Origin of the sequence: Variovorax sp. Root473, from assembly GCF_001426505.1 — a bacterium.
Taxonomy (GTDB): Bacteria; Pseudomonadota; Gammaproteobacteria; order Burkholderiales; family Burkholderiaceae_C; genus Variovorax.
Genome location: NZ_LMEV01000015.1, coordinates 34631 through 47893 on the forward strand (window position 1 = coordinate 34631; position 13263 = coordinate 47893).

10 protein-coding genes are annotated in these 13263 nt (G+C 68.1%); 3 read left to right on the top strand and 7 right to left on the bottom strand.

The window, feature by feature from the left end:
• Positions 1–149: 149 nt before the first annotated feature.
• On the top strand, positions 150–3368 hold the full coding sequence (locus ASD34_RS09740; protein WP_056576326.1) for a bifunctional cytochrome P450/NADPH--P450 reductase: 3219 nt from the start codon (positions 150–152) through the stop codon (positions 3366–3368).
• A 78-nt stretch (positions 3369–3446) separates the two neighbouring features.
• On the opposite strand, the gene ASD34_RS09745 is transcribed toward ASD34_RS09740, so the two are convergent.
• From ASD34_RS09745 to ASD34_RS09765, 5 genes are all read right to left on the bottom strand, one after another.
• Positions 3447–4220, bottom strand: coding sequence for an esterase/lipase family protein (locus tag ASD34_RS09745; RefSeq protein WP_056576332.1), 774 nt, complete (start codon positions 4218–4220; stop codon positions 3447–3449).
• An 84-nt stretch (positions 4221–4304) separates the two neighbouring features.
• On the bottom strand, positions 4305–4940 hold the full coding sequence (locus ASD34_RS09750) for a TetR/AcrR family transcriptional regulator (RefSeq protein WP_056576337.1): 636 nt from the start codon (positions 4938–4940) through the stop codon (positions 4305–4307).
• Positions 4941–4970: 30 nt separating this feature from the next.
• Entirely contained in the window at positions 4971–5432 is a 462-nt protein-coding gene (locus ASD34_RS09755) for a phasin family protein (RefSeq protein ID WP_235510024.1), read from the bottom strand.
• 86 nt (positions 5433–5518) lie between these two features.
• A complete protein-coding gene (locus ASD34_RS09760; RefSeq protein ID WP_056576345.1) occupies positions 5519–6073 on the bottom strand; it encodes a hypothetical protein in 555 nt (184 codons plus the stop codon).
• Positions 6074–6218: 145 nt separating this feature from the next.
• Entirely contained in the window at positions 6219–7916 is a 1698-nt protein-coding gene (locus ASD34_RS09765) for a WS/DGAT/MGAT family O-acyltransferase (protein WP_056576348.1), read from the bottom strand.
• A gap of 244 nt (positions 7917–8160) precedes the next feature.
• On the opposite strand from ASD34_RS09765, the gene ASD34_RS09770 reads away from it, so the two are divergent.
• Both ASD34_RS09770 and rocF read left to right on the top strand, forming a co-directional pair.
• Positions 8161–10212 carry a prolyl oligopeptidase family serine peptidase gene (locus tag ASD34_RS09770; RefSeq protein ID WP_056576351.1) on the top strand — a complete coding sequence of 684 codons (2052 nt, stop codon included), beginning with the start codon at positions 8161–8163 and terminating at the stop codon, positions 10210–10212.
• Positions 10209–11150, top strand: coding sequence for an arginase (gene rocF / locus ASD34_RS09775; protein WP_056576354.1), 942 nt, complete (start codon positions 10209–10211; stop codon positions 11148–11150). The genes ASD34_RS09770 and rocF overlap by 4 nt, the downstream gene beginning before the upstream one ends.
• 4 nt (positions 11151–11154) lie before the next feature.
• On the opposite strand, the gene ASD34_RS09780 is transcribed toward rocF, so the two are convergent.
• Together ASD34_RS09780 and ASD34_RS09785 are read right to left on the bottom strand one after the other, a co-directional pair.
• On the bottom strand, positions 11155–11841 hold the full coding sequence (locus ASD34_RS09780) for a DUF2242 domain-containing protein (RefSeq protein ID WP_056576356.1): 687 nt from the start codon (positions 11839–11841) through the stop codon (positions 11155–11157).
• 104 nt (positions 11842–11945) lie between these two features.
• Complete coding sequence (locus ASD34_RS09785; protein WP_056576359.1) at positions 11946–13220, bottom strand: Glu/Leu/Phe/Val family dehydrogenase; 1275 nt, start codon at positions 13218–13220, stop codon at positions 11946–11948.
• Positions 13221–13263 lie beyond the last annotated feature (43 nt).

Consider the following 13263-nt stretch of genomic DNA (forward strand, 5'->3'; position numbering starts at 1 on the left):
CGTGAACGGCGATCACGCAGGCTGTGTGAACGCCCCGGCCGCCTCCTAAGGGAAACCCCGTCCTGCCCGTCCCCTGTGCCGTCGGGATACTCCGGATTCGCATCCCGGACATCCGACGCGGGTCCCTACCCAGGCACAAGAAGGCACACATGGCAGGAAAGAACTCGCTCCATCCGATTCCCCACCCGGCGAAGAAACCCTTCGTCGGCAATCTGCTGTCCATCGGCTCCGATTCGCCGGTGCTCGACATGTGGAAGATCGCGCAAGACCTCGGCGGCATCTACTGGCTCGACATGCCGGGCATGCCGGTGATCGTGGTGTCGTCGCCCGCGCTGGTCGACGAGCTCTGCGAAGAGCCGCGCTTCGACAAGAGCACGCGCGGTGCGCTGCGCCGGCTGCGGGCTGCGTCGCACGGCCTCTTCACCTCCGACACGCACGAGGAGACGTGGTCGAAGCCACACAACATCCTGCTGGCCAACTTCAGCCAGCGCGCGATGCAGGCCTACCACCCGATGATGCTGGACATCGCGGGGCAGCTGGTCACCAAGTGGGAGCGCCTGAACTTCGATGAAGAGGTGGACGTGGTGCGCGACATGACCGCGCTCACGCTGGACACCATCGGCCTGTGCGGCTTCGGCTACCGCTTCAACTCCTTCTACCGAGAGGGCTTTCATCCCTTCGTCGATGCGATGGTGCGCACGCTCGAGACCGTGCAGAACCGCCGCGGCCTGCCGCTCGAGGAGCTGATGCTCAAGAAGGAGCTGGCGCAGCAGCGCAAGGACATCCGCTACATGCACAAGATGGTGGAAGACATCATCGAGGAGCGACGTGCCAGCGGTGCCGACATCGCCACCAAGCCCGACCTGCTGAGCTACATGATCGCGGGCGTGGACAAGAAGAGCGGCGAGAAGCTCACCGACAAGATGATCCGCGACGAGTGCATCGAATTTCTCATCGCGGGCCACGAGACCACCAGCGGCCTGCTGTCGTTCGCCATCTACTTCCTGCTGAACAACCCCGAGGCCATGGTCAAGGCGCAGGCCGAGGTCGACAGCGTGTTCGGCGGCGACACCACGCAAAAGCCCACCTACGCGCAGGTCAACCGGCTGCAGTACGTGATGCAGGTGCTGAAGGAGTCGCTGCGCCTGTACCCGACCGCGCCCGCGATCTCGATGCGCGCGAAGGAAGACACGAAGATCGGCGGCCAATACACGATCAAGAAGAACAACATGGTCATCATGCATGCGCTGGCGCTGCACCGTGACAAGGGCATCTGGGGCGAGAACGCCGACCAGTTCAACCCCGACCACTTCAGCCGCGAGGCCGAGCGCGAGCGGCCCGTGAATGCCTTCAAGCCCTTCGGCAACGGCCAGCGCGCCTGCATCGGGCGACAGTTCGCCCTGCAGGAGGCCGTGCTCACGCTGGGCATGATCCTGCAGCGCTTCACCCTCGTCGATCACACGGGCTACAAGCTCAAGATCAAGGAAGCGCTGACGATCAAGCCCGAGAACTTCAAGATCAAGGCGCTGCTGCGCGACCCGGCCTCGCGCCCGCGCGGCACCGTGGAGACAACGGCCACGCCCGACGCGCCGGCCAAGCCCGTCGCGCGCAAGCCGCAGGCCGCTCGCCACGGCACCTCGCTGCTGGTGCTGCAGGGCTCCAACCTCGGCACCGCCGAAGACCTGGCGCGCCAACTGGCCGAGGCCGGCGAGCTGCGCGGCTTCTCGACGCAGCTGGCCTCGCTCGACGACTATGCCGAGCGGCTGCCGGCCAACGGCGCGGTGGCGATCGTCTGCGCCTCGTACAACGGCGTGGCGCCCGACAACGCAGCCGAGTTCCACCGCTGGCTCGACAAGGCCGACGATGCACTCAACGGCGTGCGCTTCAGCGTGTTCGGATGCGGCAACACCGACTGGGCCGCCACCTACCAGGCCGTGCCGCGCCGCATCGACGAACGCCTGGAGGCACTGGGCGCCGATCGCGTGCACGCACGCGGCGAAGGCGATGCACGCGAAGACATGGACGGCGCCTTCCAGGACTGGAGCGACGCGCTGTGGCCCGCACTGGTGAAGGCCTTCGACATCAAGAACGGCGCCGACACGCCCGCCGAGGCCGAGCCGCTGTACACGCTCGAAGAACTGCCGCCGCCGCAGAAGAACGCGCTGGTCGATGCGCTGGGCGCGGTGCCGCTGCGCGTGATCGAGAACCGCGAGCTGCAAAGCGCCGGCGCCCACGGCGAGCCCGGCCGCTCCACGCGCCACGTCGAGCTGACGCTGCCCGAGGGCGTGAACTACGTGCCCGGCGACCACCTGAGCGTGGTGCCGCGCAACAGTCCCGCGCAGGTCGAGCGTGCGATGGCGCGCTTCGGCTTCGACCGCTCCGCCCATGTGCGGCTGCAGGCCGTGCCGGGCCGCAAGGCCGCGCTGCCGGTCGACCAGGTCATCGCGGTCGATCGCCTGCTGGGCGACTACGTCGAGCTGCAGGACGTGGCCACGCGCAAGCAGATCGCCACGCTGGCCGCCTACACCGAGTGTCCGTTCACCAGGCCCAGGTTGCAGGCCCTGTCGGGCAGCGACGAGGCCTCGCAGGCCGCGTACAAGGCCGAGGTGCTGCACAAGCGCAAGTCGCTGCTCGATCTGCTGGAGGAGCACCGCGCCTGCCAGGTGCCGTTCGCGGTGTTCCTGGAAATGCTGTCGCCGCTGTCGCCGCGCTACTACTCGATCTCTTCGTCGCCCACGATGACACCGGGGCGTTGCAGCGTGACGGTGGGCGTGGTGAGCGCGCCCGCGTTGTCGGGCAACGGCACCTTCGAGGGCGTGTGCTCCAACTTCCTGGCGCGCGCCGAGGCCGGCGACACGGTGCACGGCGTGATCCGCGAGACCACGGCCGAGGGCTTCCGCCTGCCGGACGATGCGAACCGACCACTCATCATGGTCGGCCCGGGCACCGGCCTGGCGCCGTTCCGCGGCTTCCTGCAGGAACGTGCGGCGCAGGTCGAACGCGGCGAGGCGCTGGGCGAGGCGATGCTGTTCTTCGGCTGCCGCCACCCCGAGCAGGACTTCATCTATGCCGAGGAGCTGCAGGCCTGGTCGCACCGCGGTTTGATGAAGCTGCACACGGCCTTCTCGCGCGCCGGCGAGCGCAAGGTCTACGTGCAGGACCTGATCCGCGAACAAGGCGCGGCCGTGTGGAGGCTGCTCGAAGCGGGTGCCGTGGTCTATGTGTGCGGCGACGGCTCGCGCATGGAACCCGACGTGCGCCGCACGCTCAGCGACCTCGCACGCGAGCACGGACAGGACAGCGCGGCGTGGATGGACCGGATGATTGCCGAGCAGCGCTATGTGCTCGACGTGTGGGCCGGGGCCTGAAGAACCCAGTCTGGAGCCCCCAAGAAGAAGACCGGCATTCGCCGGTCTTTTTTCATGGGGAGGGGTGTGGACCTCGGGTCAGATGTCGCGGTCCGGGTCCGGGTACACCAGCGGCCCGAGCAGGCCGCGGTTGAAAGGCTTCCACGCGCCCTCGGGCTGCGCCAGCCGGTCGGCCACCGCATAGAGCACGGCCGGGTGCGCGCCAAGCCCCAGGTGGCTTGCCACCACTTCGATGTTCTCGGACTGCGGACCGGTCTTCTCGAGGCTGCAGCGCCATGCGACGACGCCGTCGGTGCGGCTGAAGATCGAGGTCGTGGGCACGGGCGGCGTGGGTTCGACGAACTTCATGCGGCGCGGGTCGTGCGAGCTCTGGCCGCTCACGCCTTCGTACACGCGCCAGGCGTTGGTGGCGCGCGGGCTGCCCGAGAACGGGCTGCCGAGCGTGATCACGTTGCGGATGAGGTCCTTCTGCGCCGAGGCGAGCAGCCGTGCGTAGACGCCACCCAGGCTCCAGCCGATCACGCTGACCTTCTGGCCACTCTTGTCGGCCAGGGTCTTGAGCAGTTCGACCATGCCGTCTTCGACGCCGGCGCGCGGGCCCAGGTTGCGACCCTGGCCCCAGCCGTGCGCGTCGTAGCCGCGGCTGCACAGGTAGCGGCGCAGCAGCAGCGTGGACATGTCGCCGGCCACCAGGCCCGGCAGCACGAGCACGGGATGCCCGTCGCCGCGCGGCGCGAGCTGCAGCAAGGGCCACATGGCGAGGCCGGCGCCGGTTTCCCAGAGGGCACGTGCCTCCGCCAGCAAGAGCAGGCGCGACGGCGGCGCGATGGGGTCGTGGGTGGCGGTGGACATGATGGCGGCTTCCTTTCTGTTCTTTCTTCTGCAAGACGAAGATGGGGCTGCGAAGTTGCATTCCCCGTCGGACGACGACTTCATTTATCCGAGGTATTTGCCCCTCAGGTAATCAAGATAAGCCCTCGATTCGCTGGAAACATACGGAGAAACCAGCGTGAGCGTGTAGAAAGCCGCCAAACCGGGATCGGCCTGCGCCAGCGCGTCGCGCCCCGGCACCAGCCGCTCGAACGAGAGCCAGCAGGTGGTGGTGAAGACCATCTGCAGCGCCAGGATGCGCGCTTGCTCGGCACTGGTCTCGATCACGCCCGACGCCACCAGCCCTTCGCACAGCGTCTGGGCGGCGAGCAGGTTCTGCGCGGTCATGGCCTGGGCGCGCTGCCCCAGGGCCGGGTATTCGCTGGCCAGGAAGGCCATGTCGCGGTAGATGAAGCGGTATTCGTCGATGGCCTCGAAGCGCAGGTGCAGCGCGAGCCACAGGTCGTCGATGGCAGCAATGGAGGCCGAGGAGCCGTTGAGCACCTCGAGCCGCTGCTCGAAGCGCCGGAACAGCCATTCGACGATCAGCTGCTTGGCCTTGAAGTGGTAGTGCAGGTTGCCCGGGCTCATGCCGAGTTCGGCCGCGATCTTGTGCGTGGACACGGCCGGAAGGCCTTGTGCATTGAACAGCGCGAGGCTGGCCTGCAGGATGCGATCGCGCGTGGTGTTGGAGCTGGCCACAAGCGGCGTGGTGCGTGCGTTGCGTGCCGCTCAGCGCTTGCCGCCGGAGCCGCTTGTACTGGCGCGGGGGCCGGACGGTTTCTCGAGTTTCGCAAGGCGTTCGCGCAACTGCGCCACCTCGTCGCGCAGGGCCTGCACCTCGTCGGCGCTGGGCATGCCCAGGCGTTGCAGGGCGGTGGCGACACGCTGGTCGAACACGTCCTCGAACTTGCGGATGCCGAAGGTGTCCAGGCCGGGGAAGCCGCGCGTCAGCGCCGCCTTGGCACCCGCCGCATCGGCCTTGCCCTGCCCGATGCCGAGCAGGCCTTCGATCACGTTGGCCTGTCGCTTGGCGACGTCGTTGCGCACGTTGTCCAGGGCCTTGAGGCCGGCACGCAGCAGCGCTTCGGCCTTGTTGCGGCCGGCCGCAGTGTCTGCCGGCGCCGCCTTGCGGGGCGCAGCTTTCTTCTTCGCCGCCGGAGCCTTCCTGGCAGGCGCCGCCCTCTTCTTCAACTTTGCAGTGTCATCGAGACGGGTCGCCATGCGGTGGGTGCTCCAGGGGCGTGAAAAAGGAAAAGGGCGTGGTCAGCGCCCCAGGATCATGCCGCCTTGCGGGCAGCGCGGCGAACCGGCTTCTTGGCCGCAGCGACCTTGGCCTTCACGGTGCGCACGGAGGCGGCGGCTTCTTCGGCGCCGCTCACACGGGCTTCGATCTGCTTGGTGCCGGCGACGATGCGGTCGGCGATCTGCACCGACACGGTGGCGAAAGGCTGGTTCACGGCCGACAGGGCGTTGAACACGGTGGTGGCAGCGGGCGACTCGATCTGCGCGACACGGTTGGCGACGGTTTCGATGCCGCTGGTGGTGCCGGCAGCGACGCGGTCCATCACGTTCACGATGCGGCTCGTGTCGATGTCCAGGCGATTGGCCAGGAAACCATGCACCTTTTCTTGCGCGCCGATCAGGTTGGCCTTGATCTGCTCGCTCACCAGCGGGATCTGGCGGTTGCCGAGGAACTCGCTGTAACGCGAAGCGGCACCGCCCAGCAGGCGCTGCACGCCGGTGCGGTAGGCACCGACCAGGGTCTTGCCGGCGTCGTTGTACTGGCCGACGACGTGGATGGCGGCGGAAGCGATGTTGGTTTGCGTGGACATGTGAGATTTCCTTGAAGTTGAATGGCTCGCGGGGAATCGCGATGGGCCAATCATCTTCCGCAGGGCCTAGGCCTGGAAAACTAGAACGGTCGGAAAACTAGTCCAACTGCCCCAATTCTTTGTCCACGCCGGGCCCGCCTGTCGATCATGCCGCAGCAGCGCGGGGGGATGCAGCGGCCTTGCGGGCCGCAGGCCGGGGTGCCGCCTTCTTCGCCGCCGCCTTCTTGGCTGGGGCCTTCTTCGCTGCGGCCGCCTTCACCGGCACGGCCTTGGCGGGCGCCTTTTTCTTGGCGGCGACGGCCTTCACCGGCGCCTTCTTGCGTGTGGCCGGCTTGCGGGCCGGTGCTACAGCCTTGGCCTCTTCTTTCTCCTGCGGCGCAGGCGCGGCCACGGGCTTGGGCGCAGCGGTTGCGCCGGCGGCGGCCGGGTGCTTCTCGGTGAGCGCCATCAGCAGCTTGTGCTCGGCCAGCAGGTAGTCGCCGATCTCGGTGATGTCGGGCACGGCGCGGCGGCAGGCGATGAGGCCGTAGTCCATGCGGCCGTTGTAGCTCTGCACCGTGACGTTGAGCGCCGTGCCGTGGCTGGCGATCGACACCGGGTAGTAGCAGGTGACCAGCGCGCCCGCGAAGTACATCGGGAATGGCGCGCCCGCCACGTTCGAGACGGCCACGTTGGCCGCCGGCGGCAGCAGGTTGACGATGCCCGAGCGCCCCACCATCGACGCAATGCCCGACATCAGCCAGGGCGCGGCAAAGGTCGGGAAGTCGTCCAGGATCACGGCCTTGAAGCGCTTCATCGTCGACTTCGAGGCGTTCGACGAGGTGTTGATCGCCTTCAGCCGCTGCACCGGATCGGTGATGTCGGTGGCCAGGCTCACGAGGATCATGCTGGCCTGGTTGTTGGCGGTCTGGTCGCCGGCTTCGCGCAGGCTCACGGGCACCCCGGCCACCAGCGGCTTGGCCGGCAGTTCGTTGTTGTCGGCCAGGTAGTGGCGCAGCGCGCCGGCCACGGTGCCCAGCACCACGTCGTTGAGCGACACGCCGAAGTGCTTGGCGATGTGCTTGGTCTCGGCCAGCGAGATGGTGCGGCCCGCGAAGGTGCGCTGGTTGGTGATCGACACGTTGAGCGAGGTGCGCGGCGCGAAGAGGTTGAACTTCTTCGGTGCGGCGGCCGCAGCCTTGTCGGCCGCCTTCTCGTCGGGCTTGGCCAGGCCGCCGATGGCACGCGCGATGGCCGGCGCCATCTTGAAGAGCTTGACATACTGCTGCGCGGTGTTGCGCAGCGCGGCGGTGGCGAGCTCGGCCATGCCCAGCTGGTAGCCGTTGCTGCGCGGACGCGAACGCGGCGGCTTGACCACGCGGCCCGTGGCCTCCAGGTCGAAGATGGCCTTGCCCACTTCGACGCCGGCCTGCCCGTCGATGCCCGCATGGTGCACCTTGGTATACAGCGCCACCTGACCGCTTTGCAGGCCGTCGATGATGAAGAACTCCCACATCGGGCGGCTGCGGTCGATGAGCGTGGAATGCAGCCGTGCCACGTACTGCTGCAACTGCCGGTTGGTGCCGGGCTTGGGCAGCGTGATGTGGCGCACGTGGTAGTCGATGTCGATGTCGTCGTCGTCCACCCACACGGGGTTGGACATGTCGAAGGGCATCAGCGCGAGCTTGCGCGTGAACACGTCGGCCAGGTGGATGCGACTGGCCATGAAAGCCTTGGCGTCTTCGTAGAAGTCGCCCTTGTAGCCCTTGGGCAGATCCAGCACGTTGAGAGAACCCACGTGCATCGGCATCTCGGGGGTTTCCAGGTGAAGGAAGGTGGCATCAAGACCGCTCAGGTGTTTCATGTGTGGTTCTCCTCGTTGGGGCAAGCGCCGTTCGGCAGGATACCGTGGGCATGGCGTCCGTGGGCCTTCGCTTCTTCAGTGTTTCCACTGGGGGGAAGGCACGCGCGAGACGGGGGTTTGTCCCAAGGGGTCGGGATGCGCGGCCACTTGCGATGAAAAAACCCACGTGCCTTGCAGGCCGTCACCAGGCCGCAACAACTGCTCACAGCCAGCGCGGTCACGGGGGCTTCGTACACTGTGCCGCATGACCTCTGCGCACGACAACGACGACAACCTCTGGCTCGAAGACATCGACGGCGAAGCCACTCTGGACTGGGCTCGCCAGCAGAATGCACGCACCGTTCACACCTATGCGAGGTCGCCCGACTTCCAGGCGATCGAGCAGGGCCTGCTCGAAGTGCTCGATTCCGACGCGCGCATTCCGATGGTCAGCAAGATCGGCCCGCTCTACTACAACTTCTGGCGCGACAAGGCGCACCCCAAGGGCCTATGGCGCCGGACCACGCGCGCCGAATACCGCACGGCCGAGCCCGACTGGGAGACGGTGCTCGACCTCGACGCGCTGGCCGCGCAGGACGGCGAGAACTGGGTTTGGCACGGCGCCGACTGCCTGGAGCCGGACTACCAACGCTGTCTCATCTCGCTGTCGCGCGGCGGCGCCGATGCCGACGTGGTACGCGAGTTCGACCTCGTGAACCTGCGCTTCGTCGAAGGCGGATTCGCGCTGCCCGAGGCCAAGAACCACGTCACCTGGAAAGACATCGATCACCTGTACGTGGGCACCGATTTCGGCCCCGGCTCCATGACCAGCTCGAGCTACCCGCGCCTGGTGAAGCAATGGCGGCGCGGCACGCCGCTGGCCGAAGCTGTCACCGTGTACGAGGGCGCGCACGAAGACATGTCGGTGAGCGCCTGGAGCGACCACACGCCCGGCTTCGAGCGCGACTTCGTCTCGCGCCAGATCGACTTCTACGACAGCGAGACCTGGCTGCGCGCACCCGACGGCACGCTCGCCAAGATCGACGTGCCCGACGACGCCAACACCGGCGTCACGCGCGAGTGGCTGCTGATCGAGCCGCGCGAAGACTGGACCGTGGCCGGCCACACCTACGTCGCCGGCTCGCTGCTGGCCGCACGCTTCGACGACTACATGGCCGGCGCGCGCGAACTCACGTTGCTGTTCGAGCCCGACGACACCACCGCGCTCGACGACTACTCATGGACGCGGCACCACCTCATCCTCAACGTGATGCACGACGTGGTGAACCGGCTGGAGGTGCTCACGCCGCCGGCGGACGGCACCGCCGAGTGGGCCCGCGAAAGCCTGGGCGGCGCGCCCGCGCTCTCCTGCGTGGCGGCCGGCGGCATCGACGAGACCGAGAACGACGACTACTTCCTGACCGTGAGCGGCTTCCTGCAGCCGACCACGCTGTACATCGGCACCCTCGGCCAGGGCGAGCCGCAGCCGCTGAAGCACAGCCCGGGCTTCTTCGATGCGTCGCGCTTTCGCGTGAGCCAGCATTTCGCGACCTCGGCGGACGGCACGCGCGTGCCCTACTTCGAGATCGCCGCGAAAGACCTCGTGGCCGACGGCACCCACCCCACGCTGCAGTACGCCTACGGCGGCTTCGAGATCTCGCTGGAGCCGAGCTACAGCGGCGGCATCGGCCGCGCCTGGCTCGAACGCGGCGGCGTGTACGTGGTGGCGAACATCCGCGGCGGCGGCGAGTACGGCCCGCGCTGGCACCAGGCCGCGCTGCAGGAGAACCGGCTGCGCACCTGCGAGGACTTCGCGGCCGTGTCGCAAGACCTCATCGCGCGCGGCATCACCTCGCCCGCGCACCTGGGCGCCATGGGCGGCAGCAACGGCGGGCTGCTGATGGGCAACATGCTCACGCTGTACCCGCAGCTGTACGGCGCCATCGTGAGCGAGGTGGCGCTGCTCGACATGAAGCGCTACACGCAGCTGTCGGCCGGCGCGTCGTGGATCGCGGAGTACGGCGACCCGGAACAGCCCGACGAATGGGAATTCATCCGGACCTTCTCGCCCTACGAGAACGCGAAGGCCGGCACGCCCTACCCGCCGGCGCTTTTCACCACCTCCACACGCGACGACCGTGTGGGCCCCGTGCATGCGCGCAAGATGCACGCGAAGCTGCTTGCGCTGGGGCACGACAGCAGCTTCTACGAAAACATGGAAGGCGGCCACAGCGCCGCCGCGGACAACAAGGCGTCCGCCTTCATGGATGCGCTCGGCTACGCCTACCTCTGGCATCACATCGGGAGACCGGCATGAACAGCAGCAGCACCGCCGCCACCGTTACCGTCACCACCCTCGAACTGATCGGCGCGCCGACCGACATCGGCGCCAGCGTGCGCGGCGCGGGCATGGGGCCCGACGCGCTGCGCGTGGCGGGCGTGGCCGAGGCGCTGGCGGGCCAGGGCTTCGCGGTGCTCGACCGCGGCAACCTCGCGGGCCCGGCCACGCCGTGGGCACCGCCCGCCAACGGGCTGCGCCACCTCGCCGAGGTGATCGCGTGGAACCAATCGGTCTTTGCCGCCGTCGACACTGCGCTGGGCGCCGGCCATGTGCCGGTGATGCTCGGCGGCGACCACTGCCTGGCGATCGGCTCGATCAGCGCGGTGGCCTGGCATGCGCGCCAGCGCGGCAAGAAGCTGCGCGTGCTGTGGCTCGATGCGCACGCCGACGTCAACACCGAGACCACGAGCCCCAGCGGCAACCTGCACGGCATGCCCGTGTCGTGCCTGCTGGGCCACGGCCCGGCAGATCTCACGGGCTGGAGCGGCGAGCCCGCGGCACTCGCGCCCGACGCCATCCGCTTCATCGGCATCCGCAGCGTGGACGACGACGAGAAGAAGGCGATCCGCACGCTCGGGCTGCACGTGTTCGACATGCGCCACATCGACGAGCACGGTATGCGCACCACCATGACCGAGGCGCTTCAAGATGTGGACGAAGACACCCACCTGCACGTGAGCTTCGACCTCGATTGTCTCGACCCGGCCGACGCGCCCGGCGTGGGCACGGGCGTGCGCGGCGGACCGACCTACCGCGAGATGCAGCTGTGCATGGAAATGATTGCCGACACCGGCCGGCTCGGCTCGGTCGACGTGGTGGAACTCAACCCCGCGCTCGACGTGCGCAACCAGACGGCCGAAGTGGCGGTGGAGCTGATCGAGAGCCTGTTCGGCAAGTCGACGCTGGTACGGTGAGAAATCAGCCGCGGTTCGGCGACGGCGGCACGGGGAAGGTGGTGGCAGCGGGGCGCGTGGATGGCTTCGCCGCGTCGTCGGCGGGCGCAGCATCGGCGGGCATGTCGGGGCCGCCGCCCTGCAGGAAGCGCTCGACCAGCGTGAAGAAGCGGTCGTAGAAACGTTCGTCGGTGAGCGTCTCGCTCGCCACCTTGACCATCGCCTCGTTGCTGCCACCGAAGGGCAGCGAGAGCGAACCGATGGCGCCCACGCCCAGGCTGGCCGAGTTGCTGCCCTTCTTGAGGCCGTAGCGGTCCTGCAATGCGGTCGCGAAGGCCACGGTGCTGCGTCCGGCCGAGGCGCTGCCCACGCCCATCTCGCGTGCGCAGACCACGCGGAACTCGACCTCGACGTGCGTCTCGGCCGCGGGCTGGAAGCTCTTGCGCGCGGTCACCAGGTCGGCATTGGCGGCCGTGACCATGTAGCCCTGGCTCAGCAGCGCGCGCCGCGCCGCCTCGCAGGTCTGCGCCTCGCTGGCGGCGTAGTTGCGCGTGTGGGTGGTGGTGGAATCGAAGTCTTCGGGCTCGTAGGCCTGGCGCGCGCCGAGGCCGCCACAGCCGGCCAGCACGAGCACCGACAGCAGGCTCGGGAACAGAAACGCCGGCACACGGGCCGGCGAAAAGAAGAAAGCAGCAGAAGAGGTGGGGGGCATGGCAGGGCGGGAAGGACACCGGATGCTAACCAACCGGCGGCCTCGCTTCGAGCCCCCCGCAGGCCGGGGGTTCCCGAAGGGCCCTGAAAGCCCCGGAGATCGCGTCAGGGATAGAGGCCGCGTTCCTGGCGCGCCATCAGGATGCGCTCGCAGGCCACCGCATACGTGGCCGTGCGCAGCGAGATCTTGTGCTTGTCGGCCGTGTCCCAGATCTGGTTGAGCGCGTTCATCATGATGCGGTCCAGGCGCACGTTGATCTCGTCCTCGTCCCAGAAGAAGGACGAGAAGTCCTGCACCCATTCGAAGTACGAGACCGTCACGCCGCCGGCGTTGCAGATCACGTCGGGCACGACCAGCACGCCGCGCTCGGCCAGGATGTCGTCGGCCTCGGGCACCGTCGGGCCGTTGGCGCCTTCGAGCACCAGCTTGGCGGTGGTCTTCTTGGCGCGTTCGGCCGTGAGCTGGCCTTCGAGGGCGGCCGGGATCAGGATGTCGCAGGCCACGTCCCAGAAGTCTTCGTTCGGCACGATGTCGCCGCCGGCCTTGAAGCCGACCACGCCGTCGGTGCGCGAGATGGGCACGAGCTTGGCCAGGTCGAGGCCGTTGGTGTTCACGATGGTGCCGGTGTGGTCCTGCACCGCGACGATCTTGGCGCCCGCTTCGGCGAAGAGTTCGGCCGCGACCGAGCCCACGTTGCCGAAGCCCTGCACCGCGATGCGCGCGCCGCGCAGGTCCAGGCCCAGGCGGCGGGCCGCTTCACGGCCGGTGACGAACACGCCGCGGCCGGTGGCCTTCACGCGGCCCAGCGAACCGCCCAGGTGCAGCGGCTTGCCGGTGACCACGCCGGTGGCGGTGCCGCCGACGTTCATCGAGTAGGTGTCCATCATCCACGCCATGATCTGCGCGTTGGTGTTGACGTCGGGCGCGGGGATGTCGGTGTGCGGGCCGATGATGATGCCGATCTCGCTGGTGTAGCGACGCGTGACCTTCTCCAGCTCCTGCAGCGACAGCTTCTTGGGGTCGACGCGGATGCCGCCCTTGGCACCGCCGTAGGGCAGGTTGACCGCGGCGGTCTTGATGGTCATCCAGGCCGACAGCGCCATCACTTCCTCGAGCGTGACGTCGGGGTGGAAGCGCACGCCGCCCTTGCCCGGGCCGCGGCTCATGTTGTGCTGCACGCGGTAGCCCTCGAAGTGGGCGATGGTGCCGTCGTCCATCTCGATCGGCACGTCGACGATCAGCGCGCGCTTGGGGCGCTTGAGGGTTTCGACCCAGCGCGCCAGCGGGCCGAGGTACGGCACGACGCGATCAACCTGCGACAGGTAGGTGCCCCAGGGGCTGTTGGCCGTCGGATTGACGAAGGAGAGTTTCTCGCTCATGGAAGATCCCTTGGTTGGAATGGATGGGCGCAACGATATGCCG